Source organism: Pseudomonas poae (assembly GCF_001439785.1).
Classification (GTDB): Bacteria; Pseudomonadota; Gammaproteobacteria; order Pseudomonadales; family Pseudomonadaceae; genus Aquipseudomonas; species Aquipseudomonas poae.
On the sequence record NZ_JYLI01000005.1, the window covers coordinates 1 to 23,277 of the forward strand.

Here is a 23,277-nt window from a genome sequence, read left to right on the forward strand (position 1 = left end):
GGAAGGAATAAACAATCGAATAAAGGTCATCAAGCGGATGGCGTACGGTTACCGGGATAGCGAATTCTTTTTCATGAAGATCAAGAACGTCTTTCCCGGTAATCCGTGAAGAACCAAAAAAAAGCCCCAATCCGAAGATCAGGGCTATTTATTTTGGTACAAAGCGTTGGTACAAAACGCTTTATGTGACCTCTCGTAAGTGCTTGATTTACAAGAGCATCAATAAAATGGCGGAGAGATAGGGATTCGAACCCTAGGTACCGGTGAAGGTACAACGGATTTCGAATCCGTCCCATTCGGCCACTCTGGCATCTCTCCAACGGCGCGCATCATAACAGCATGGTTCGTGGATGCAAAGCGCCGAGGCGATTTTTTTCCGTGCTATCAGATGCTTGCGTCGATTACAGCGGTACGCCGAGGCGATTGGCGACTTCTTCGTAGGCTTCGATGACGTCACCGAGGCCCTGGCGGAAGCGGTCCTTGTCCATCTTCTTGCGGGTGTCCTTGTCCCACAGGCGGCAGCCGTCCGGGCTGAACTCGTCGCCCAGGACGATGGAGCCATCGTGGAACACGCCAAACTCCAGCTTGAAGTCCACCAGCAGCAGGCCTGCATCGTCGAACAGCTTGCTCAGCACGTCGTTGACCTTGAGGGACAGTTCCTTCATGCGCGCCAGTTGCTCAGCGGTGCCCCAGCCGAATGCCACTACGTGGGATTCGTTGATGAACGGGTCGCCCTTTGCGTCGTCCTTGAGGAACAGTTCGAAGGTGTAAGGGTTGAGCTTGAGGCCCTCCTCCACGCCCAGACGCTTGACCAGGCTGCCGGCGGCGTAGTTACGCACGACGCATTCCACCGGGATCATGTCGAGCTTCTTCACCAGGCACTCGTTGTCGCCCAGCAGTTTATCGAACTGAGTCGGAATACCGGCCGCTTCGAGCTTCTGCATGATGAAGGCGTTGAACTTGTTGTTCACCATACCCTTGCGATCAAGTTGCTCGATGCGCTTGCCGTCGAACGCCGAGGTGTCGTTGCGAAACAGCAGGATCAGGCGGTTGGCGTCGTCGGTTTTGTACACCGACTTGGCTTTGCCGCGGTAGAGTTCTTCACGTTTTTCCATGATGGGCTCCGCTTTGAGTGAGGTGGGCTAGGCGATGTGGCGCCAGTCGAGCCCTGAATCTTGATCGGCCATTTGCAGCCAGTCCGGGTCGCACCCAAGGGTGTCGACGAAACATTGCCGGGCAAGCTGCGGCAGGTTGTTCTTGCTGCTCAGGTGGGCCAGGACCAGGTGCTGCAGGTCTTGCCAGCCCAACTCATACACCAGGTACGCCGCCTGATGGTTGTTCAAATGCCCGAGTTCGCCGCCCACCCGCTGCTTGAGAAAGTAGGGGTAATGACCGCGCGCCAGCAGGTCCCGACAGTGGTTGGACTCGATCATCAAGGCATCGAGATCGCGGTAACCGTCCAGCACCCTGGCGCAGTAGGAACCCAGGTCGGTCAGTACGCCGAAGCGCCGCTGGCCGTCACTGAAAACATACTGCGTCGGTTCCTGAGCGTCGTGGGCGACTGCGATCACATCGATGCTCAAGGCGCCGACCTGCAGTTGCTCGCCGCCGGCCAGGAAACCTGCAGGCTCAATGGGTTTGCGCATCCCGCGCAGGGTGCCGCGACTCAGGTACACCGGAAGATTGTAGCGACGAGACAGCAAACCCACGCCATGCACATGATCGGCATGTTCGTGGGTCACCAGAATCGCACTCAGCTGCGCGGGATGCACCCCAAGGCGCAGCAGCCGCCGCTCGGTTTCCCTCAGCGAGAAACCGCAATCGACCAGTACGTACGTGTCGTCATGAGCGACCAGCGTGCCGTTCCCTTGGCTACCGCTGCCGAGAACGGCAAAACGCATCGGATCAGCCCAGGTTGTCCTGAATCACGCCCAACACTTTGCGCGCTGTTTCAGCGGGCGCCACGGTGTTGATGTTCTTCTCGACGGTGACCTGCACGCTCTCGCCTACCTTGCTCAGACGAACCTGATAGCGCTCGGCACGGGTTTCGACTTCTTCCTTGGTCGGCGTGCTGCCGAACAGTTTGCCGAAGAACCCTGGCTCGTCGTCTTTCTTCACGGCCTTTTCAGCCACGTTGATGTAGTACAGGCCAAGGCTGCGGTTGATGTCTTCAACGCGCCAAGGGCCTTGCTCCAACGCACGACCGACACTGGCCCAGGCACGATCCAGGTCTTCACCCAGGTTCAGCACCACGTTGCCGCTGCCGTCTTCGGTGAGGCTGACGCGGCTCGGGGTGTCGTAATCCCGTGCGGCGAGCAGGGAAACGGAACCGCCCTTCTCGGAGATACGACTCATGCTGGCCAGCATCTCGTCGACCAAGGCAGCGTCGACGCTGGTATTGACCGAGCGATTGGTGAACTCGACATTGGCAGTGCTGCCGGCGGGACGCTCGGCGCTGACCACGTAGACTTCACTGGTATTGCGTTGCACACCCGGCTCGATGCGCACGCGCACACGGGTCTCGCCGTCGGCGGCTACGCCACTCGACTGCAGACGTTTGGCCATGCTGGCGGACAGTTCGCTGCCGTGCTGCCACGCAGTGGTGAATTCACCGGTCTGCGGCCGCTGCTCGTCAATGCGGAACCCATTGTCTTGAAAGAACTGCACCGCCACCGGCCAGACTTCGGCAGGTGGGCGCTGAGCCACAACCCAACGCGAGTCGCCGCTCTTCTGCAGGCTGTAGTCGCTGGCGTCCGCCACGGCTGCAATCGGCTGCGGGCGTGGCACAACGTACTCACCTTTGGTGGTGTCGTCGGCAACGTTGCGCGGAATCGGCAGCAACGGGTCAAGGCGCTTGGCGACATTGACGTCCGGTGGCAGTTGCATCGGTTTGGTTGCTTGTGCTTCCAGGTAATCGCTGCCGCGGTCACGGAAGTAGCCTTCCGGGCCCCAGATCCAACCGCAGCCACTGGTGCTGGAGATAATCAAGGCAAGTGCGGAAAGTCCGGCCAATCGCTTCATGCGTAGTGCTTCCTCAATTAAACCAGGACGCCGGACTGGCGCAGGGCCTGTCGCAGCGGTTCGTGAAAGGCTTGGCTGAGCGGGGTGAGCGGCAGACGGATACCGTCCGGCATCAGGCCCATCTCGACCAGCGCCCATTTCACGGGGATAGGGTTGGATTCGACAAACAGTGTCTTGTTGAGCGGCATCAGTTTTTCGTGGATCGCACGCGCTGTTACGGCATCGCCGGCAATGGCAGCGGCGCAGAGGTCACTCATGGCACGCGGGGCAACGTTGGCGGTCACGGAGATGTTGCCCTTGCCGCCCAGCAGCATCAGTTCGACCGCCGTGGCGTCGTCACCCGAATACAGCAAAAAGTCGCTGCTCACGCCGGCCAGGATGTCCCTGGCGCGTTGCAGGTCGCCGGTGGCTTCCTTGATACCGATGATATTCGGCACGGTGGACAGACGGATCACCGTCTCGGCTTTCATGTCACAGGCAGTGCGGCCGGGAACGTTGTAGAGGATCTGCGGGATGTCGACGGCTTCGGCGATCGCCTTGAAGTGCTGGTACAGGCCTTCCTGGGTCGGCTTGTTGTAGTACGGGGTAACCAGCAGGCAGGCATCGGCGCCGGATTTTTTGGCGTTTTTGGTCAGTTCGATCGCTTCACGCGTGGAGTTGGCACCGGTACCGGCAATCACCGCGATACGGCCCGCCACACGCTTGACCACGAATTCTATGACCTGGATGTGCTCTTCCACATCAAGGGTGGCCGACTCACCGGTGGTGCCGACCGCTACGATGGCATTGGTGCCTTCTTGCAGGTGGAAGTCCACCAGTTTGCCAAGGCTGTCCCAGTCGAGATGACCTTGTGCATCCATGGGTGTGACCAGTGCCACCATACTGCCCGCAATCATGCAACCGCTCCTGCCGGAAAAAGAGAGCCGTAATGGTACTGGCGCCAAGATGCTTGTACAAGCGAAGTACCGCGTGAGGATGCGTTCTGGCGCAACTAAACGACGGGCAATGCCATCATTGGGCAAAAGCGCTGCTACAAGCAGGCCATTCACACAATGAAAACGCCACCTCCTATCCCTTCGCGATGCTTTTCGCTACCCTTGATCCTTTGATCGATACAGCCCTCACGGTATCGACCGCTCATCGTTTTAGGAAGGCTGCATGTCCACCCCCACAGTTCGCGAACAATTCCTTGTTATCAGTGCCCTCGGCGCCAACCCCATGGAGCTGACCAACGTCCTGTGCCGCGCCAGCCATGAAAACCGCTGCGCCGTCGTAACCTCGCGCCTGACCCGTCACGGCGAATGCAGCGCGCTGGTGCTGCAGATCTCCGGCACCTGGGACGCCCTGGCGCGCCTGGAAACCGGCCTGCCGGGCCTTGCCAAGAAGCATGACTTCACCGTCAATGTGGTGCGCAGCGCCGCGCTGGAAAACCGTCCGCAGGCCTTGCCTTATGTGGCGTATGTCAGCTCGGCGTACCGCTCGGACATCGTCAACGAGCTGTGCCAGTTCTTTATCGACCATAACGTCGAGCTGGAAAATCTTACCTGCGATACCTACCAGGCGCCGCAAACCGGCGGCACCATGCTTAACGCCACGTTCACCGTGACCCTGCCAGCCGGCGTGCAGATCAGTTGGCTGCGTGATCAGTTCCTGGATTTCGCCGATGCGCTGAACCTGGACGCATTGATCGAGCCGTGGCGCCCACAGAACCCAATGTAAGGAAGTTATTCATGGCGGTAGTCATCGATACAGCGGTCACTGATTTCGAAGCCCCGGCCACCAGTGGTCAGACCTTCAGCCTTGCCGCCCTGAAGGGCAAGCAAGTGGTGATCTACTTTTACCCCAAGGACAGCACGCCGGGCTGTACCACTCAGGGCCAGGGGTTTCGTGATCAGCATGAAGCGTTCAAGGCAGCCAACACCGAGGTGTTTGGCGTGTCGCGCGACAGCCTCAAATCCCACGAGAACTTCAAGGCCAAGCAGGCATTCCCCTTCGAGCTGATCAGCGACAAGGACGAAGCGGTTTGCCAACTGTTTGACGTGATCAAGCTCAAAAAGCTATACGGCAAGGAATACCTGGGCGTGGATCGCAGCACTTTCCTGATCGACAAGGACGGTGTTCTGCGTCAGGAATGGCGTGGCGTGAAAGTACCGGGCCATGTGGATGCGGTGTTGGCGGCGGCGCAGTCGTTGAACAAGGCTTGAGCGCGGCTCAGGCCTTGCGCAACCAATAACGGTAAACACCTGCTTCATCCTCTTCGCGCTCCAGCGTGTGGCCGGCCAACTTGGCGAAGGTGCGGAAATCACGCTGGGAGCCCGCATCCGTCGCGGTCACCTTGAGCACCGCGCCGCTGGCCATTCGATTGAGTTCCAGCTTGGCCTTGAGCAAGGGCAACGGGCAGTTGAGGCCGCTGGCATCGAGTTCGGCATCAAAAGCTACAGCGTCGGTCATGGTTTTACTCCGGGCAAGCGTTGGGGTGCTTAGAATATCTGGTCCGAAGCTCAGTGTCCGGCTACAGTAAGCTCTTTGCCCAAAAGGCTTTGTGCATGACTTTTTTGCGCCCCACCCTGCTGACGCTGGCCTGCCTGCTGGCCTCTCCAGGCTTCGCTGACGACCTGCCGTCACTTGGCGACGCCAGTTCTGCCATTGTCTCTCCACAACAGGAATACCAGCTGGGCCGTGCATGGCTGGCGTATCTGCGCGGGCAGGTTTCGCAACTGAATGATCCGCAACTCAAGGATTATGTGGAAACCAGCGTGTACAAGCTGGTTGAGACAAGCCAGGTGAACGACCGGCGGCTGGAATTCATCCTGATCAACAGTCCGCAGCTCAATGCCTTTGCCGCACCGGGCGGGATCGTCGGCGTGAACGGCGGGCTGTTTCTCAACGCCCAGACCGAAGGCGAGTATGCCTCGGTGATGGCCCACGAATTGGCTCACCTGTCTCAACGCCATTTCGCACGAGGCGTTGAAGCGCAACAGCGTATGCAATTACCCATGATGGCTGCGTTGCTCGGCGGCATCATTGCGGCTGCAGCGGGCGCAGGCGACGCAGGTATCGCCGCCATCGCGGGCACCCAGGCCGCAGCGATCCAGGAGCAGCGACGCTTCTCCCGCCAGAACGAGCAGGAGGCTGACCGCATCGGCATCCTCAATCTGGAGAAGGCCGGCTATGACCCACGCTCGATGCCGACCATGTTCGAGCGGCTGATGCGCCAATACCGTTTTGATGCCAAGCCCCCCGAGTTTCTGTTGACACACCCGGTGACCGAATCCCGGATTGCCGACACCCGCAACCGCGCCGAACAATCCAAACAGGGCGGCAAGGAAGACAGCCTGCGGTATCAGTTGATCCGCGCGCGGGTGCAGTTGAAGTATGAGGACACGCCAGGCCTCGCTGCCAAGCGATTCCAGGCGCAACTGGACGAGAACCCGAAAAACGATGTCGCCCGTTATGGCCTGGCGATCGCTCAGATAAAGGGCTCCCAGCTCAAGGAAGCTCGGGAAAACCTGGCGCCATTGCTGGCCAAAGCCCCAAATGACATCACTTACAACCTGGCGCAGATCGAGCTGGACATCATCAACAATCGCATGCCGGACGCCCAACAGCGCACCGACCGCATGCTGAGCCAGTACCCCAGCAATTACCCGCTGAACCAGGTTCGGGTGGATCTGCTGCTTAAACAGAACCGCACCGCCGACGCGGAGAAAGCCCTGGATGGCTTGCTCAAGTCTCGTCCGGACGATCCGGATGTCTGGTATCAGGTTGCAGAGACACGCGGACTGTCGGGCAATATCATCGGCCTGCATCAAGCGCGCGCCGAGTACTTCGCACTGGTGGGCGACTTCCAGCAAGCCATCCAGCAACTGGACTTCGCCAAACGTCGGGCCGGCAGCAATTTTCCGCTTTCGTCGCGCATCGACGCGCGTCAGCGTGAATTGATCGAACAGGAACGCTTGGTGAAAGGGATGATGAGCTAAACCCATCGCCCACAAAAAAGCCCCGCCATCGTAAACCGACGGCGGGGCTTTTTATTGGGCTAGCGGATTACTCGGCCAGCTTGAAGGTGATAAAACTGGCTCGGCCCTGACGCAGGACGCGCATCGACACCGTGCGATTCTTCGGCAGTGCCTTGGCAATGTCGGTGAACTCCTTGGTATTGTTGATCGCCTGATTGTTCAGGTGGGTAATCACGTCGCCTGGCTGCAAGCCGATCAGGGAGGCAGGGCCATCCTGAACTTCCTTGATCACGACGCCGCTCTTGAGGTCGAAGGTTTTCTTCTGCTCTTCGGTCAGCTCGGCCACGGCAATGCCCAGGCGATTGCTGCTGCGCTCGGCACCGGGTTTGGCGTTGCCCAGCGCATCCAAGGCCGCGCCCTCTTCCGGTATGGCGCCTACGGTCAGCTCCACGTTCTGGCGCTTGCCTTCACGAATCACTTCCAGCTTGGCCTTGCTGCCGGCCTTGAGTGCACCCACCAGGTGTGGCAAGTCTGCCGACATGACGATCGGCTGGCCGTTCATGCTCAGGATCACGTCGCCAACCTGCAGGCCGCCTTTGGCAGCCGGACCGCCGTCCTGGATCTGCGCCACCAGCGCGCCGGCCGGCTTGTCGAGGCCGAAGGACTCAGCCAGGTCCTTGTTCACTTCCTGGATGACCACGCCCAACCAGCCGCGACTGACCTTGCCGCCGCTCTTCAACTGATTGGAAACATCCATGGCCACATCGATCGGGATCGCAAAGGACACGCCCATGAAACCACCGGAACGGGTGTAGATCTGCGAGTTGATCCCCACCACTTCACCGGCCAGGTTGAACAGCGGACCACCGGAGTTGCCCGGGTTGATCGGCACGTCGGTCTGGATGAACGGCACATAGTTTTCGTTCGGCAGGCTACGGCCAATGGCGCTCACGATGCCTTGCGTAACCGTATGATCAAAGCCAAACGGCGAACCGATAGCAACCACCCACTGGCCGGCCTTGAGGTCCTGGGACTTGCCCAGCTTGAGCACGGGCAGGTCCTTGCCTTCGATCTTCAGCAACGCAACGTCGGAGCGTGGATCAGTGCCCACCAGCTTGGCTTTGAGTTCGCTGCGGTCGGCGAGGCGGACGAGGATTTCGTCGGCATCGGCAATGACATGGTTATTGGTGAGAATGTAGCCATCCGGCGAAATGATGAATCCAGAACCCAGAGACTGCGCCTCACGCTGACCACCACCGCCGCCACGGGGAGCGCGCGGCTGGGGCATACCGCGTTCGAAAAACTCGCGCAGCATAGGCGGTAGGCCTTCCAGATCGGGCATTTGCTGGTTCGAAACTTTGCGATCCGGCAGCTTTTGCGTGGTGCTGATGTTCACCACGGCAGGCGAGGCCTGCTCGACCAACTGGGTGAAATCAGGCAGCTCGGCGGCTTGCGCAGGCAAGGCCTGGCCCAGCACCAATACCGTGGCGACTATGGATAGGTAAGACTTCAAACGTGGTATCGACATACAGCTCCCGTTACGACGAGCAGGGTTGAGCGACAGGGTTCAATAAACGCCGGAAGTTGCGACCGACGTCTTTGTTCCGCGAACAAATCAAGGTCAGCGCTGACAAGCCCTGACCTATAAAAAACATGGAGATTTTTTGCAAGTGAAAATGCTGATCCAGACATTTCATGGTTCCGGCAGCCAACCTGGCATGGGCTTCAGACTGAAAGGTCAGGATGAACATAGGATTAACGGATCACGGCTGAGTAGTAGCCGTTTTCTCACTGCGTACGGACAGAGCGATGCGCTCGGCAGTGCCAATGGGGATTTCGCCGACAACGGTCACCATCCTTTCGCCGTCCACGGTATTCAAGCGCCGAGAAACCGCAACCGTAGGACCAATTTGCGTGCGGGTTTGCGGCGCGCTGACCTCGCTGATGGGCTCGAGAAACACCGAGAACCGCGCAAGCCCGTCTTCATACATCAGGCTTTCGACCGTTACTTTGGTCTGCATATCTTTGCGCGCACTGCTATTGATCAACTGAAAGCCCGGTGGCACCCATTCAAGATGCCATACCTCAGAGGGCTCGACCTCTGGCGCCTGCCCCTCAACACCAGCGAGAGGTTTGCACTCACCCGACGGTTGCAAGTCGCGATCATTTGGGATGGAAGACGTGTCCAGCTGCGTGAATTGAAAGCGCTCCAGCAGTTGCCCTTGATCATTTAAAAGCAGGGACTTGAGCGGCAATGCGGTTTCGCGATCCAGGTGCAGTTCAAACCCGAAGCGGTATTGATCACGGGGCGTAATTGAGACGATCACTGCATTACGACCGGCAACACGGGATTTACCGATAACTGCCAGCTCATAGAATTGAGTAAGTTTCTTTGGGTCGAGTGCACGTGATGGGGATTCACGCGAATTGCCAAGGCCTGCGACAAGGACGCCGCTGACGCATTGAGTACGTCCATCTACACGCACGACTTCCTGAGCAGATCCATCAAGCTGCAATAGCCGCTCGCGGACATGGCCTTTCTGGACTCGATGCCAGATGTCGTGGGTAGAGAAACTACCGTTACGCTCGTATACGAACGTACCCTGAAAACTTTGCTGTTGCTCTGCACGCCCAAGTCGAGTCAGCCAGTTTTGAGCTTCATCGGCATGGGCGGGGAGTGCAGACCAACCACTGAGCAAAAGCGTAAGGAGCGATATGGCGCGCATAGAGCTCCTTAAAGGTTCAGCGGTTTTCCAGGCTTGCAGCACGAGCGTATGGCAGAGCGCTTTCAGTGCCTTTCAAGGCAGATTCCTGTGCGTGTTGGCGCAGGTAGCCTGGTAGACGCTGATCCTGCCAGCCGGATTGGCCTTGAAGCACACCGTTGGCCATAGGGCCTGTGGCATCAGAGCTTTCCTTGTAGCCGGCCAGCACTGCTGGGCCCTTGACCTGTGGACCGGCCATGACCGGTTGCTGGGTCTGTTGGGCCAGTTCGGCACCGGCGATTTCGTCCTGGTTGTACAGGCGAACACCGGCCAGAACGGCAACAGTCACCGAGGCAGCTACTGCCAGACGCCCCAGGCTACGCCATGGGCCACGTACAGCTTTTGCCGGAACGGCTTCGTCAGCCAGCGCAGCAGAAACGGCCGCAGCAATATCCAGACGAGGGATTAGAAGATCCTTGTGCATCACCGCCCGAGCGACTTGGTAACGAGACCAGGTATCACGGGTTTCGGCATCATCAAATGCATTGAGCACTCGACGAAGTTCCAGTTCATCCGCTTCGTTATCCATCACTGCGGACAGCGATTCCTGCAGGGCATCACGACTCATGGCGGTTCCTCTCTTGGCTGTCGCCGCTGTCTTTAGTTTTCCTGCAACAAAGGTTGCAAGGCTTTGTCGATGGCTTCCCGGGCCCGGAAAATCCGTGACCTTACAGTCCCCACCGGACACTGCATGACGCTCGCAATGTCTTCGTAACTCAGACCATCGAATTCACGTAAAGTTAACGCCGTACGTAAATCTTCTGGCAGTTGCTGAATAGTGCGATGGACGGTGCCTTCAATCTCGTCGCGCAGCAATGCACGCTCCGGAGACTCGAGATCCTTGAGACCATGATCACCATCGTAAAATTCAGCATCTTCTGAACTGACATCACTATCCGGTGGGCGGCGTCCGCGAGACACCAGATAGTTCTTCGCCGTGTTAATGGCGATGCGGTACAACCACGTATAAAACGCACTGTCACCGCGAAAATTGCCCAGTGCACGATATGCCTTGATAAAGGCTTCCTGTGCAACGTCCTGCGCTTCATGGGTGTCGTGCACAAACCGCACGATCAACCCGAGAATTTTGTGCTGGTATTTCAGCACTAGCAGATCAAATGCTCGCTTATCGCCGCGTTGAACGCGCTCGACAAGCTGCTGATCCTCTTCCTGGGTTAGCATGAACACTCCTCGTTGTGCTTGAAGGAGGCTTGCATAACTAAACGATCAGGCTTGCAAACATAGACTCGGTCTTTTCGCAAAAGTTCTCCCCCTTTCAAGCAAGTTTCCGGCATGCACTGATTTGGCACACACGAAAAACGCAGCACGGTCCAAGCCGACTGCGCGAATAATCTTGTCGCCGGTTTGATGACGCGTCCAATGCTCCCGACGGGCCAATAAACTCAACTTTTTCCAGGTTTTGGGCAACCGGCTATTGAGTCGGGACTCATGCAAAAAGTTCCCGCCTTGAATAACCGGCCAAGTGAGGTCGGAACCGCGCTCCGTAATCTCACATTGCCACAAACGCCCGGCTATTGTGCCGCGCGCCCCCTCTATATACTAGTGGCCCGTGTACCCCTTTGATTCGCCGATCCAGGCGTTCCTGCTTGCGCCAGCCCTGTGGATCGCTTTTTGCGGAATCCTATAATGAGCCAACAGTTTCAACACGATGTCCTGGTGATCGGCAGCGGCGCGGCCGGCTTGAGCCTCGCACTGACCCTCCCCGGCCACTTGCGCATCGCGGTGCTGAGCAAGGGAGACCTGGCCAACGGCTCGACATTCTGGGCTCAAGGCGGCGTTGCGGCTGTGCTGGACGAACACGACACGGTGCAATCCCACGTCGAAGACACCCTCAACGCCGGCGGCGGTCTGTGCGACGAAGACGCGGTACGCTTCACCGTGGAGCACAGTCGCGAAGCCATTCAATGGCTCATCGATCAAGGCGTACCCTTCACCCGTGACGAGCACACGGGCAGCGACGATGGAGGGTTCGAGTTCCACCTCACCCGTGAAGGCGGCCACAGCCAACGGCGCATCATCCACGCGGCCGATGCCACCGGCGCCGCCATCTTCAAGACCCTGCTCGAGCAGGCGCGCCAGCGTCCCAACATCGAGTTGCTGGAGCAACGCGTCGCCGTCGATCTGATCACCGAAAAACGTCTGGGTCTGGACGGCGCACGGTGCCTGGGCGCCTACGTGCTCAACCGCGTCAGCGGCGAAGTCGACACCTACGGCGCGCGCTTCACCATTCTCGCCTCGGGCGGCGCAGCCAAGGTCTACCTCTATACCAGCAATCCGGACGGCGCCTGCGGCGATGGCATCGCCATGGCCTGGCGCTCGGGCTGCCGGGTGGCCAACCTGGAATTCAACCAGTTCCACCCCACCTGCCTGTATCACCCGCAGGCCAAAAGCTTCCTGATCACCGAAGCCCTGCGCGGTGAAGGCGCGCACCTGAAACTGCCCAATGGCGAACGCTTCATGCAACGCTTCGACCCGCGCGCCGAGCTGGCACCGCGAGATATCGTCGCCCGCGCCATCGACCATGAAATGAAGCGCCTGGGCATCGACTGCGTTTACCTGGACATCAGCCACAAACCCGCAGACTTCATCAAGACCCATTTCCCCACCGTCTACGAGCGCTGCCTGGCCTTCAATATCGACATTACCCAAGGCCCGATCCCCGTCGTGCCGGCCGCGCACTACACCTGCGGCGGCGTGATGGTCGATCAGCATGGTCGCACCGATGTACCCGGCCTGTACGCGATTGGCGAAACCAGCTTCACCGGCCTGCACGGCGCCAACCGCATGGCCAGCAATTCGCTGCTCGAATGCTTCGTCTATGCGCGTTCAGCGGCGGCGGACATTCTCGAGCAATTGCCAAACATCGCGATACCCGCCGCTCTGCCCCGCTGGGACGCAAGCCAAGTCACGGACTCGGACGAAGACGTGATCATCGCCCACAACTGGGACGAGCTGCGCCGCTTCATGTGGGACTACGTGGGGATCGTGCGCACCAACAAGCGCCTGCAACGGGCCCAACACCGTGTGCGCCTGCTGCTGGACGAGATCGACGAGTTCTACAGTAATTACAAAGTCAGCCGCGACCTGATCGAATTGCGCAACCTCGCCCAGGTAGCCGAGCTGATGATCCGTTCAGCCATGGAACGCAAGGAAAGCCGCGGCCTGCATTACACCCTCGACTATCCGCAGATGCTGCCCGAGGCCCGCAACACTATTCTGGTGCCAACCACCTACGGCGACTGAATTTCAGGCGAGTGCGCAGACGCCGGTGCACATCGGCGACCTGCGAATCCCTGGGCACGCAGATCGAACGCACCCGCCATTGCCCCGGCAATCGATAGCGCAGCACCACGATCAACGGCAACGCCAGGCTATCGGGACGCAGCTGCACACTGTGCCAACCGCGCTCGGCGCTGAATAATTGCCAGCCGTCTTCATCACGGCGCAAGCCAACAATCGACGAACGGTGAGTCAGCAGAATCTGGCGCGGCAGCACCCAGCCGGCATGGGCCACGCACGCAAGCATGCCAAAGGCGGCAAAAGGCACGTCGAGCACCAGCAAGGCGCCCAGCGCGAACAGCTGGGCAAGAGCATAGGCCGCCAGCAACAGCCGCGAGGCCTGCCAGCGACATTCAAAGCGATTACTTGGGCTGGACACGGTCCAGGATCATCCGAACCATGCGCTGCAGCTCCGAGTCCTCCGATTCGGCGCGCTCCATGAACCAGCCGAACATGTCCTGGTCCTCGCATTCCAGCAACCGCACGTACAGGTCACGGTCTACCTTATCGAGCGTCGCATACACCTCTTTGGTGAACGGCACGAGCAACACATCCAGCTCAAGCATGCCGCGGCGGCTGTGCCAGTAGAGGCGATTGATTTCTACGTCTTCGACCATGGAACGCTCCTCAAATAGCGCGCAAGTATACAGGCCCGGCGGCACCCGAACAGCCAGCGTTGGTCGCGTCCCGAGGAAACTATCCATTTGCCGGGCGCCCCTCTATGATGCACGCATGACTTTTTGACCTGCGATGACCCATGGCCGACTCTGCTTTCTTCTGCCCCCTGCCCCACGAAGGCGTTCTCGCCGTCCGTGGCACCGATGCCGCCAAATTTCTGCAGGGCCAACTTACCTGCAACCTTAACTACCTGAGTGACACCCAGGCCAGCCTTGGCGCGCGCTGCACGCAAAAAGGCCGCATGCAATCGAGCTTTCGCATTGTGTTGCACGGTGACGGCGTGCTCATGGCCATGGCCACCGAGCTACTGGAGCCGCAACTGGCGGACCTGAAGAAATACGCAGTGTTTTCCAAATCCAGGCTCACCGACGAAAGCGCCGCCTGGGTACGTTTCGGTCTTTCCAATGCTGATAAGGCGCTGAGCAGCCTGGGCCTCGAACTGCCGGCCGACACCGACAGCGTCGCGCGCACCGATGCGCTGATCGCCATTCGCGTCTCCCCTGACCGCGCCGAGCTCTGGGCACCTGCCGAACCCGCCGAAGTCGTACGCGGCCAGTTGGCCGCGCAGCTTGACGAAGCGGGCTTGAACGAATGGATGCTGGGCCAGATCCGCGCCGGGATCGGCCAGGTGATGCCACAGACCCGCGAACTGTTCATTCCGCAGATGCTCAACCTGCAGGCCGTGGGCGGTGTCAGCTTCAAAAAGGGCTGCTACACCGGCCAGGAGATCGTCGCGCGCATGCAATACCTGGGCAAACTCAAGCGTCGGCTGTATCGCCTGAGTCTTGATGCCGCCCACCTGCCGGAGCCTGGCACTGCGCTGTTCTCCCCCAGCCACGGCAGCTCGATTGGCGAGGTGGTGATTGCAGCAAAAGCTGACCTGTCGATTGAACTTCTGGCCGTGTTGCAAGCCGAAGCTGCCGATAATGGCGACGTGCATCTAGGCTCGCTGGAAGGGCCCGCCTTGCAACTGCTCGACCTGCCCTATCAACTTGATCGAGATCGAGAGATTCAACGCTGATCACCGTACTTTTTTGCAGCACCTTGAGAGCATGAATGAACAAACTGGCGGATAAAGTCCAACAGGCTTTGGTAAAGGCCATCGACAACGATGACCTGGTTCTGCCGACATTGCCGGAGGTGGCCCTGAACATTCGTCAGGCCGCCGAAAACCCGGATATCAGCATCAGCCACTTGAGCAAAGTGATCGGTCGCGACACCGCGCTGTCCGCACGCCTGATCAAAGTGGTGAACAGCCCGTTGCTGCGCGCTACCCAGGAAGTCACCAACCTGCACACCGCCATTACCCGACTGGGCACCAACTACAGCAGCAACCTGGCCATCGGCCTGGTGATGGAGCAGATCTTCCACGCCCGCTCTGAAGTGGTTGAACAGAAGATGCGGGATGTGTGGCGCCGCAGCCTGGAAGTGGCGGGCGTCAGTTATGCCCTGTGCCGCAGCCACTCACAGCTCAAGCCGGACCAGGCCGCGCTGGGCGGGCTGGTGCATCAGATCGGCGTGCTGCCGATCCTCACCTACGCTGAAGACCACTACCAGTTGCTGTCTGATCCGGTCAGCCTCAACCACGTAATCGACAGCATCCATCCCATACTGGGCGACAAACTGCTGAGCGTCTGGGACTTTCCGGAAATGCTCGCCAAGCTGCCCGGCCAATACCTGAACCTGGAGCGCGATTCCGCCAGGCTCGACTACATCGATATCGTCCAGGCAGCGGTGCTGTATTGCCATCACGGCACCGATCATCCGCTGGCCAACGTGCCCGTGGCCGATGTGCCGTCGATCATCAAGCTGCGCATTGACCCCGACAGCGAGGCCCTGCGCGCGCAGCTGGATGAAGCGCGCTCCATGTTCTATTGATCAACCGGCGATAAAACTTACCCGCACCTTCAATCCCGCCAACTCGCCATCGTGCAGGCTGATCTGCGCCAGATGCGCGCGACAGATTTCACCGACAATCGCCAGCCCCAGGCCAGCCCCCAGACCCTGCTGACTGCGCCGATAGAAGCGCTCGAACACCCGGTCGCGCTCGTCCAGCGGGATCCCGGGGCCATCGTCCTCGACTTCAAGCATCGCCGGCGCCATGACCCGCAGGATCACATTGCCGCCCGGCGGTGTATGCGCCAGGGCGTTATCCACCAGGTTGCTCAAAAGCTCGTTCAGCAGCGTCGGTTCGCCGCGCAGCCACACCGGCTCATCGGCCTCCAGCGCCAGGGCTACGCCGCGCGCGTGGGCCAGCGGCGCCATGGCCATGCCCAGCTCACGGGCCAACTGGCTCAGATCAAGCAACTGCGCGCCGCCTTCGGCAATCGCGCGAGCGCCGTTCTCGATGCGCGCCAGGGACAAAAGCTGATTGGCCAGATGGGTCAGGCGGTCGGTGCCTTGGGCGGCGGTCTCGAGGGTGCTGCGCCACGTGGCGGGCGCCTCGCTACGCAGGCCCAGTTCGAGCCGGGCCTTGAGCGCCGCCAGCGGTGTGCGCAATTCGTGGGCGGCGTCGGCAATGAACTGCGCCTGCCGCTCGAACTGGCCGCGCAGACGCTCAGTGAAATGGTTGAGGGACCGCACCAGCGGGCCGAACTCATGCTGCACTTCCACCAGCGGCAGCGGACGCAGGTCGTCGGGCTGGCGCTCTTCCACGGCCGTGCGCAGGCGCTCCAGCGGGCGCAGCGCCGCGCTCACAGCAAACCACACCAGCAGCAGCGCACCGACGCCCAGCATGCCCAGGCGCAACAAGGTGTCGGCCGCCAGGCTGCGGGCCATGCTGACGCGCGCTTCATCGGTCTCGGCCACGCGAATTTCCGCCATGCCGTTCATGTTCGGCTCGGAGACGGCCTTGAGCAGGCTGACCACCCGCACTTCCTGCCCTTGATACACCGCGTTGTAGAAACGCGCCAAGGCCGGATAGTCGTCGGTTCGCGGCGTGCCCGGCGGCGGGCCGGGAAGGTGCTCGTAGCCGGAGATAAGTTTCTGATCAATATCGTTGACCTGGTAATAAATGCGCCCGGCGCTGTCGTAGGCGAAGGTGTCCAGTGCCACGTACGGCACATTGGCGCTGAGGGTGCCATCGACCTGAGTCAGGCCGGCAGCGATGGTGCGCGCCGAGGCCAGCAGGGTGCGGTCATACGCCGTGTCGGCTGCCTCACGACCATTCCAGTAAGCACTCAGACCGCTGGCGATCATCAACACCACCAGCAACAGCGCGAGGTTCCACAGCAGGCGCCAGCGCAGGCTGCTGGGCTTATGCATCGCGGGCTTCCAGCAGGTAGCCCAGGCCACGGAAGGTCACGATGGCAATCGGCTGGCCGTCGAGCTTCTTGCGCAGGCGGTGCACATAGATTTCGATGGCATCGGGGCTGGCTTCCTCATCCAGTCCGAAGACCTGGGAGGCGAGCTGCTCCTTGCTCATCACCCGACCAGGCCGTGCGATCAGTGCTTCGAGCACGGCCTGCTCGCGGGACGTGAGGGTCATCAGCTCACCGCCGACGGTAAAGCGCCGCGTGTCGAGGTCGTAGACCAGCGCACCGCAGGCCTGCTGGCGCTCGCCGCCGAGCACGCTGCGCCGCAGTAGCGCCTTGACCCGCGCCTCGAGCTCCGTCAGCTCGAATGGTTTGGCGAGATAGTCGTCGGCGCCCAGGTTCAGGCCATGCACACGGTCTTTCACATCACTGCGTGCGGTCAGCATCAGCACCGGCAGATTTTTTCCACGGGCGCGCAAACGTGCCAATACCTCAAAACCATCCATGCGCGGCAGCCCCACGTCGAGGATCGCCACCGCGTAATCCTCGCTGTTCAAGGCCAGGTCGGCGGCCACCCCATCGTGCAGCACGTCGACGGTCAATCCCGTGCTCTTGAGCGCCTGGGCGACACTTTCGGCGAGCTGCAAATGGTCTTCAACCAAGAGGACACGCATGGATTTCTACCTCATTCAGGAGTGGTCGATGCCACGCTTCGCCGGGCAGTTTACAGGCGCCGCCTGGCCTGTGAAGCCCGAAAACATTGAAAGGAGACTGAAAGGTTAGTGAAAGCTTCGCCCTTTAGGATCCAAACACGGTGGTTCAAGCCCGCCGAGCGACCTGACCGTCGCGCACGAAAAACGCCTCGAAGCGTTTTCGCCAAAAATAAGAACAATAACGGAGTGCACAATGATGCTGTCGACACAGCCCCAGGCTCGCCCGCCTGTTCGTTTTCCCCGCATGACCCACACTGCCCTTGCCAGTGCCGCTGCCCTTACCGGTTTTTCACCGCTCGGCCAGGCTGCCTTCTTCGAAGACAGCAGCGCGACCCTGGAAACCCGCAACATGTACTTCAACCGCGACTTTCGCGACGGCACCAGCGCCCAGCAATCCAAGCGCGACGAATGGGCCCAGGGTTTCATGCTCAACCTGCAGTCGGGCCACACCGACGGCACCATCGGCTTTGGCGTGGATGCGCTGGGCATGCTTGGGGTCAAGCTCGACTCAAGCCCCGACCGCACCGGCACCGGCCTCTTGCCTACCCACGATGATGGCCGCGCTGCCAACGAATATTCCAAACTGGGCCTGACCGGCAAGGTCAAGGTGTCCGCCACCGAGCTCAAAATCGGTGCGCTGATCCCCGAACTGCCGATCCTCAAGCCCAACGACGGGCGCATCCTGCCGCAGACCTTCAACGGCGGATTGATCACTTCCAGAGAATTCAAGAACCTGACCTTCACCGGTGGCCGCCTGGACAAGGCCAAGGACCGCGACGACAGCAACTATGAGGACATCGCCCTCAACAACAAGAACAGCCGCTTCCTCAGCGGCGCCACCGGCAAGCACTTCAACTTCGGTGGCGTGGACTATAAATTCGCCGACAAGATCACCGGCAGCTACCACTTCGCCCAGCTCGACGATGTGTACCGCCAGCACTTTCTCGGCCTGGTGGCCGCCCGTCCCATGGGCCCCGGCACTTTCGGCGCCGACCTGCGGCTGGCAATCAGCGACGACACCGGCGCCGCCCGTGGTGGCAAGATCGACAACACCTCCCTCAGCGGCCTGTTCAGCTACGCCCTCAACGGCCACAAGCTCAGCGCCGGTTACCAGCACATGTCCGGCGACAGCGCGTTTCCCTATGTGGATGGCAGCGACCCGTACCTGGTCAACTTCGTGCAGATCAACGACTTTGCCGGCGCCGAAGAACGCTCCTGGCAGGCCCGTTACGATTACGACTTCGCCAAACTCGGCATTCCCGGCCTGAGCTTCATGAGCCGTTACCTGTCGGGTGACAATATCCGACTCAGGAACGGCGAGACGGGCAAGGAATGGGAACGCAACAGCGAGATCAAGTACGTGGTGCAAAGCGGCACGTTCAAGGATGTGGCGGTGCGCCTGCGCAACGCCACCTATCGCTCCAACTATTCAGCCCGTGATGCGGATGAAATGCGCGTGCTGGTGAGCTACAGCGTCGCACTCTGGTAAGCCACTCATAACAACAATGACGGAGAAACCCATGACCCTTTCCCTGCGTAAACTGGCCCTCGCCGCCGGCTGCATGCTGTTCGCCGGCCAACTGCTGGCCGCCGACGAGCCCAAGCGCCCGGAGTGCATCGCCCCGGCCTCCCCCGGTGGTGGTTTTGACCTGACCTGCAAGCTGGCGCAAAGCGCGCTGGTCAACCAGAAGTTGCTGAGTAAGCCGATGCGCGTGACCTACATGCCCGGCGGTGTCGGCGCGGTAGCCTACAACGCCGTGGTCGCCCAGCGCCCAGGGGATGCGGGCACGCTGGTTGCCTGGTCCAGCGGTTCGCTGTTGAACCTGGCCCAGGGCAAGTTCGGTCGCTTCGATGAAAGCGCCGTGCGCTGGCTGGCGGCGGTAGGCACCAGCTACGGGGCCATCGCGGTAAAAGCAGATTCGCCCTACAAGAACCTCGATGATCTCGTAAAAGCCCTGAAGAAAGATCCGGGCAGCGTGGTGATCGGTTCCGGCGGCACGGTGGGCAGCCAGGACTGGATGCAAACCGCACTGATCGCCAAGGCCGCCGGGATCAACCCGCGCGAGTTGCGCTACGTGGCCCTCGAAGGCGGCGGTGAAATCGCCACCGCCCTGCTCGGCGGTCACATCCAGGTGGGCAGTACCGACATCTCCGACTCCATGCCGCACATCCTCAGCGGCGACATGCGCCTGCTGGCGGTGTTCTCCGAGCAACGCTTGGATGAGCCGGAAATGAAGAATATTCCTACCGCCAAAGAGCAAGGCTACGACATCGTCTGGCCAGTGGTGCGCGGCTTCTATCTCGGGCCAAAAGTCAGCGACGCCGACTACGCCTGGTGGAAAGAAGCCTTCGACAAACTGCTGGCCTCCGAGGAGTTCGCCAAACTGCGCGACCAGCGCGAGCTGTTCCCGTTTGCCATGACCGGCCCGGAGCTGGACACCTACGTGAAGAAACAGGTGGCTGACTACAAAGTGCTGGCCAAAGAGTTCGGCCTGATTCAGTAAACGCCCCCCTGTCGCGCGGCCACGCCTGTTGAAAAAAGGCGTGGCCCAGGAGTTCTACATGCTCTTACAACGCATATTTGCCGCCGTGCTGCTGCTGGCCTGCGCCGGTTTGGCGCTGATGGCCTGGCCTTACCAGGCCGCGTTTTCCTACGAACCGGTAGGGCCTCGCGCTTTCCCGCTGCTGATGCTCGGGCTGATGAGCCTGGCGCTGATCTACATGCTGTTTCGCCCGCAGCCCACCAAGCACACAGAGGAAGAACCGGCGCTGGACCGCGAAACCCTGATCAAGATCGCTATCTGCGTCGCACTGTTGATCGTGTTCGCGACCACGTTCGAACCCCTGGGCTTTATCCTCAGCAGCATGCTGATCGGCATCCCGATGGCGCGCCTGTACGGCGGTCGCTGGCTGCCCAGCGTGGTGATCGTGACCTTGATGGCTATCGGCCTTTACCTGTTGTTCGATAAAGCCATGGATGTGCCGCTGCCCCTCGGCCTGCTCGACGTTCTGGAGAACTGATATGGATACTTTTGGCTATTTGGGCCAGGGTTTCGGCGTCGCGCTGAGCCCCTACAACCTGGTCACCGCGCTGTGCGGCACCTTGATCGGCACCGTGGTCGGCCTGTTGCCGGGCCTGGGGCCGATCAACGGCGTGGCACTGCTGATCCCCATCGCCTTCGCCCTGGGCCTGCCGCCGGAGTCGGCGTTGATCCTGCTGGCTGCGGTGTACCTGGGTTGCGAATACGGCGGCCGTATCAGTTCGATCCTGCTGAACATCCCGGGCGAAGCCTCCACCGTGATGACCACCCTCGACGGTTACCCGATGGCCCGTAAAGGCTTGGCCGGCGTAGCCCTGTCGTTGTCGGCATGGAGTTCGTTCATCGGCGCGTTCATCGCCACCTGCGGCATGGTGCTGTTTGCGCCGCTGCTGGCCAAATGGGCGATTGCCTTCGGCCCCGCGGAATATTTCGTCCTGATGGTGTTCGCGATTGTCTGCCTGGGCGGCATGGCCGGCGACAAACCGCTGAAGACCTTCGTGGCGGCGTTGATCGGTCTGTTCCTGTCGGCGGTGGGTATCGACGCCAACAGTGGCGTGTACCGGTTTACCGGCGACAACATCCACCTCACCGACGGTATCCAGTTTGTCGTGCTGGTGCTGGGCCTGTTCTCGATCAGTGAGATCCTGTTGCTGCTGGAAAAAACCCACCGTGGCCAGGAAGCGGTGAAGGCGACCGGACGCATGATGTTCAACCTGAAGGAAGCCGGTGCGGTCTTCGTCGTCAACATCCGTTGCGGCCTGCTGGGCTTCATCATGGGCGTGTTGCCGGGTGCGGGCGCCACCCTGGCCTCGGCGGTTGCCTACATGACCGAGAAACGTATCGCGGGTGCCAGCGGCAAATTCGGCCAGGGTGACATGCGCGGCCTGGCAGCACCGGAAACCGCCATCGGCGCCTCCGCCTGCGGCGCCCTGGTGCCGATGCTGACCCTTGGCGTACCCGGTTCGGGCACCACGGCGGTGATGATCGGCGCCCTGTCGCTGTACAACATCACCCCTGGCCCGCTGCTGTTCCAACAGCAACCGGATATCGTCTGGGGCCTGATCGCTTCGCTGTTCATCGCCAACATCATGCTGGTGATCCTCAACATCCCGATGATCCGTATCTTCACACGCATCCTCGCCGTGCCGAACTGGGCGCTGGTGCCGGTGATCGCCATCATCACCGCGATCGGCGTGTACGCGGTTCACGCCACCACCTTCGACCTGTTCCTGATGGTGGGCATCGGTATCTTCGGCTACATCCTGCGCAAGCTGGACTTCCCGTTGTCGCCCGTGCTGCTGGGCTTCATCCTTGGCGGTTTGATGGAGCAGAACCTGCGTCGTGCGCTGTCGATCTCCAACGGTGCGCTGGAGATCCTCTGGTCGAGCCCGATCACCTTGGGTGTATGGGTACTGACCGTGTTCATGCTGATATTCCCGCTGATCCGCATCTACCGTAAACGTGCCCTGCAGCGTCGCGCCTTGACCGATGTCTGACGTCACCTTCAAGCAATGGTGGGCAACACCGCTGGTCGGCCTGGCCGGCGGTTACCTGGCCAGCCTCGTCGGCTGGCCTTTGCCGTACATGGTCGGCTCGCTGCTGGCGATCATCCTGGTGCGCTGCCTCACGCCCTGGCAGTTGGGGGAGATTCCCGGCGGGCGCAAATGCGGCCAATGGGTGGTGGGCATCGGCATCGGCCTGCACTTCACCCCGCTGGTAATCGAGCAGGTGATGAGCCACTTCGGGCTGATCTTCTTCGGTGCCTTGATCACCAGCCTGTCGAGCGTGGTCGGGGTGTGGTTGATGCGGCGCAGCGGTGAAGACCGCGCCACCGCGTTTTTCTCCAGCATGCCGGGCGGTTCCGGTGAGATGGTCAACCTCGGCGCGCGCAATGGCGCCGTGCTCAGCCGGGTGGCCGCCGGGCAAAGTCTGCGCGTGCTGGTGGTGGTGCTGTGCATCCCGGCGATCTTCAAGTACTTACTGGGCGGCGGTGCGCCGCAGTTTCATCCGGCGCCCGTCGACTGGACCTGGCTGGCCCTGTTGTTTCCACTGGGCGCGCTGGTCGCCTGGGGCTGGCAGCGCTTGCGTCAGCCGAACCCCTGGCTGTTCGGACCGCTGCTGGTAAGCGCTATCGCCAGCGTGACCTGGGACCTGCACATCGGCCTGCCCGACGGCGGCAGTCAGATTGGCCAGTGGCTCATCGGCAGCGGTTTGGGCTGCCACTTCAACCGTCAGTTTTTCCGCCGCGCGCCCTCCTTCATGGCTCGCACCCTGCTCGGCACGGCCTTGACCATGGCGCTGGCGACACTGGCGGCGGTAGCGCTGAGCGCCTTGACCCAACTGGACCTGCGCTCACTGACCCTGGGCATGATGCCCGGCGGCATTGCGGAAATGAGCCTCACGGCAGAGACCTTGCAACTGTCGGTGCCGCTGGTAACGGCGATGCAGGTAATGCGCTTGTTGTTCGTGCTGTTTTTAGCCGAACCCTTGTTTCGTCGCTGGGACCGCCAGCCCGACAAAACCTGAAACCACCCACCTTTTCCTGCCGC

Annotated in this window: 25 protein-coding genes and 1 tRNA gene; 12 read left to right on the forward strand and 14 right to left on the reverse strand. The window is 60.7% G+C overall.

What is annotated here, in order from left to right; genetic code table 11:
* Positions 1–109 (forward strand): transposase (locus TU75_RS07185; protein ID WP_141719118.1); only part of this gene is annotated, 109 nt, incomplete at its 5' end.
* 119 nt (positions 110–228) lie between these two features.
* Here TU75_RS07185 and TU75_RS07190 read toward each other — a convergent pair.
* From TU75_RS07190 to dapA, 5 genes are all read right to left on the reverse strand, one after another.
* Positions 229–318 (reverse strand) — tRNA-Ser (locus TU75_RS07190).
* Positions 319–401: 83 nt separating this feature from the next.
* Complete coding sequence (gene purC, locus TU75_RS07195; RefSeq protein ID WP_003211975.1) at positions 402–1,115, reverse strand: phosphoribosylaminoimidazolesuccinocarboxamide synthase; 714 nt, start codon at positions 1,113–1,115, stop codon at positions 402–404.
* 27 nt (positions 1,116–1,142) lie between these two features.
* The gene (locus TU75_RS07200) at positions 1,143–1,901 is read right to left on the reverse strand and encodes an MBL fold metallo-hydrolase (protein ID WP_015371490.1); all 759 of its coding nucleotides are present in this window, start codon (positions 1,899–1,901) and stop codon (positions 1,143–1,145) included.
* 4 nt (positions 1,902–1,905) lie between these two features.
* Positions 1,906–3,021, reverse strand: coding sequence for an NlpB/DapX family lipoprotein (bamC, locus tag TU75_RS07205; protein WP_060548556.1), 1,116 nt, complete (start codon positions 3,019–3,021; stop codon positions 1,906–1,908).
* A 17-nt stretch (positions 3,022–3,038) separates the two neighbouring features.
* On the reverse strand, positions 3,039–3,917 hold the full coding sequence (gene dapA, locus TU75_RS07210) for a 4-hydroxy-tetrahydrodipicolinate synthase (protein WP_003233934.1): 879 nt from the start codon (positions 3,915–3,917) through the stop codon (positions 3,039–3,041).
* A 262-nt stretch (positions 3,918–4,179) separates the two neighbouring features.
* On the opposite strand from dapA, the gene TU75_RS07215 reads away from it, so the two are divergent.
* On the forward strand, positions 4,180–4,740 hold the full coding sequence (locus tag TU75_RS07215) for a glycine cleavage system transcriptional repressor (protein ID WP_003172487.1): 561 nt from the start codon (positions 4,180–4,182) through the stop codon (positions 4,738–4,740).
* Between the two features lie 11 nt (positions 4,741–4,751).
* Positions 4,752–5,225: a peroxiredoxin gene (locus TU75_RS07220; RefSeq protein ID WP_060548557.1), complete on the forward strand. Its 474-nt coding sequence runs from the start codon at positions 4,752–4,754 to the stop codon at positions 5,223–5,225.
* 7 nt (positions 5,226–5,232) lie between these two features.
* Here the strand turns inward: TU75_RS07220 and TU75_RS07225 are convergent, their stop codons facing one another.
* A complete protein-coding gene (locus tag TU75_RS07225; protein ID WP_003233930.1) occupies positions 5,233–5,472 on the reverse strand; it encodes a sulfurtransferase TusA family protein in 240 nt (79 codons plus the stop codon).
* Positions 5,473–5,567: 95 nt separating this feature from the next.
* On the opposite strand from TU75_RS07225, the gene TU75_RS07230 reads away from it, so the two are divergent.
* Positions 5,568–7,001 (forward strand): M48 family metalloprotease, encoded by a 1,434-nt coding sequence (locus tag TU75_RS07230; RefSeq protein WP_060548558.1) that lies wholly within the window; start codon positions 5,568–5,570, stop codon positions 6,999–7,001.
* A gap of 67 nt (positions 7,002–7,068) precedes the next feature.
* Here TU75_RS07230 and TU75_RS07235 read toward each other — a convergent pair whose 3' ends face one another.
* The 4 genes from TU75_RS07235 to rpoE all read right to left on the reverse strand — a co-directional run bounded on the left by TU75_RS07235 (position 7,069) and on the right by rpoE (position 10,924).
* The gene (locus TU75_RS07235) at positions 7,069–8,508 is read right to left on the reverse strand and encodes a DegQ family serine endoprotease (RefSeq protein WP_003233926.1); all 1,440 of its coding nucleotides are present in this window, start codon (positions 8,506–8,508) and stop codon (positions 7,069–7,071) included.
* A 235-nt stretch (positions 8,509–8,743) separates the two neighbouring features.
* Positions 8,744–9,706, reverse strand: a complete 963-nt coding sequence (locus TU75_RS07240) for a MucB/RseB C-terminal domain-containing protein (RefSeq protein WP_060548559.1) — start codon at positions 9,704–9,706, stop codon at positions 8,744–8,746.
* A 16-nt stretch (positions 9,707–9,722) separates the two neighbouring features.
* Positions 9,723–10,310, reverse strand: a complete 588-nt coding sequence (locus TU75_RS07245) for a sigma-E factor negative regulatory protein (protein ID WP_003233921.1) — start codon at positions 10,308–10,310, stop codon at positions 9,723–9,725.
* 32 nt (positions 10,311–10,342) lie between these two features.
* Positions 10,343–10,924 carry an RNA polymerase sigma factor RpoE/AlgU gene (rpoE, locus tag TU75_RS07250; protein ID WP_003172477.1) on the reverse strand — a complete coding sequence of 194 codons (582 nt, stop codon included), beginning with the start codon at positions 10,922–10,924 and terminating at the stop codon, positions 10,343–10,345.
* Between the two features lie 465 nt (positions 10,925–11,389).
* Between rpoE and nadB the strand changes: the two genes are divergently transcribed.
* The gene (gene nadB / locus TU75_RS07255; protein WP_003233920.1) at positions 11,390–13,006 is read left to right on the forward strand and encodes an L-aspartate oxidase; all 1,617 of its coding nucleotides are present in this window, start codon (positions 11,390–11,392) and stop codon (positions 13,004–13,006) included.
* Here nadB and TU75_RS07260 read toward each other — a convergent pair.
* Positions 12,975–13,421, reverse strand: a complete 447-nt coding sequence (locus tag TU75_RS07260; protein WP_015371487.1) for a protein YgfX — start codon at positions 13,419–13,421, stop codon at positions 12,975–12,977. The genes nadB and TU75_RS07260 overlap by 32 nt on opposite strands.
* Complete coding sequence (locus TU75_RS07265; RefSeq protein ID WP_060548560.1) at positions 13,405–13,659, reverse strand: FAD assembly factor SdhE; 255 nt, start codon at positions 13,657–13,659, stop codon at positions 13,405–13,407. The genes TU75_RS07260 and TU75_RS07265 overlap by 17 nt, the downstream gene beginning before the upstream one ends.
* A 140-nt stretch (positions 13,660–13,799) precedes the next feature.
* Here TU75_RS07265 and ygfZ point away from each other — a divergent pair, with 140 nt between their 5' ends.
* Together ygfZ and TU75_RS07275 are read left to right on the forward strand one after the other, a co-directional pair.
* Positions 13,800–14,741 carry a CAF17-like 4Fe-4S cluster assembly/insertion protein YgfZ gene (ygfZ, locus tag TU75_RS07270; RefSeq protein WP_060548561.1) on the forward strand — a complete coding sequence of 314 codons (942 nt, stop codon included), beginning with the start codon at positions 13,800–13,802 and terminating at the stop codon, positions 14,739–14,741.
* Positions 14,742–14,776: 35 nt separating this feature from the next.
* Positions 14,777–15,598, forward strand: coding sequence for an HDOD domain-containing protein (locus TU75_RS07275; RefSeq protein ID WP_060548562.1), 822 nt, complete (start codon positions 14,777–14,779; stop codon positions 15,596–15,598).
* Here TU75_RS07275 and TU75_RS07280 read toward each other — a convergent pair whose 3' ends face one another.
* Entirely contained in the window at positions 15,599–16,984 is a 1,386-nt protein-coding gene (locus TU75_RS07280; RefSeq protein ID WP_003233912.1) for a sensor histidine kinase, read from the reverse strand.
* Positions 16,977–17,648: a response regulator gene (locus TU75_RS07285; RefSeq protein WP_003233910.1), complete on the reverse strand. Its 672-nt coding sequence runs from the start codon at positions 17,646–17,648 to the stop codon at positions 16,977–16,979. Before TU75_RS07285 ends, TU75_RS07280 begins: the two co-directional genes overlap by 8 nt.
* A 235-nt stretch (positions 17,649–17,883) precedes the next feature.
* Here TU75_RS07285 and TU75_RS07290 point away from each other — a divergent pair, with 235 nt between their 5' ends.
* From TU75_RS07290 to TU75_RS07310, 5 genes are read left to right on the forward strand one after another with little or no spacing between them, the layout of a single operon-like run.
* Positions 17,884–19,176, forward strand: a complete 1,293-nt coding sequence (locus TU75_RS07290) for an OprD family porin (RefSeq protein WP_060548722.1) — start codon at positions 17,884–17,886, stop codon at positions 19,174–19,176.
* A 31-nt stretch (positions 19,177–19,207) separates the two neighbouring features.
* Positions 19,208–20,191: a Bug family tripartite tricarboxylate transporter substrate binding protein gene (locus TU75_RS07295; RefSeq protein WP_003233906.1), complete on the forward strand. Its 984-nt coding sequence runs from the start codon at positions 19,208–19,210 to the stop codon at positions 20,189–20,191.
* Between the two features lie 58 nt (positions 20,192–20,249).
* On the forward strand, positions 20,250–20,708 hold the full coding sequence (locus TU75_RS07300) for a tripartite tricarboxylate transporter TctB family protein (protein WP_060548563.1): 459 nt from the start codon (positions 20,250–20,252) through the stop codon (positions 20,706–20,708).
* A gap of 1 nt (position 20,709) precedes the next feature.
* Entirely contained in the window at positions 20,710–22,224 is a 1,515-nt protein-coding gene (locus tag TU75_RS07305; RefSeq protein WP_015371483.1) for a tripartite tricarboxylate transporter permease, read from the forward strand.
* On the forward strand, positions 22,217–23,254 hold the full coding sequence (locus TU75_RS07310) for an AbrB family transcriptional regulator (RefSeq protein ID WP_060548564.1): 1,038 nt from the start codon (positions 22,217–22,219) through the stop codon (positions 23,252–23,254). Before TU75_RS07305 ends, TU75_RS07310 begins: the two co-directional genes overlap by 8 nt.
* Positions 23,255–23,277: the final 23 nt, after the last annotated feature.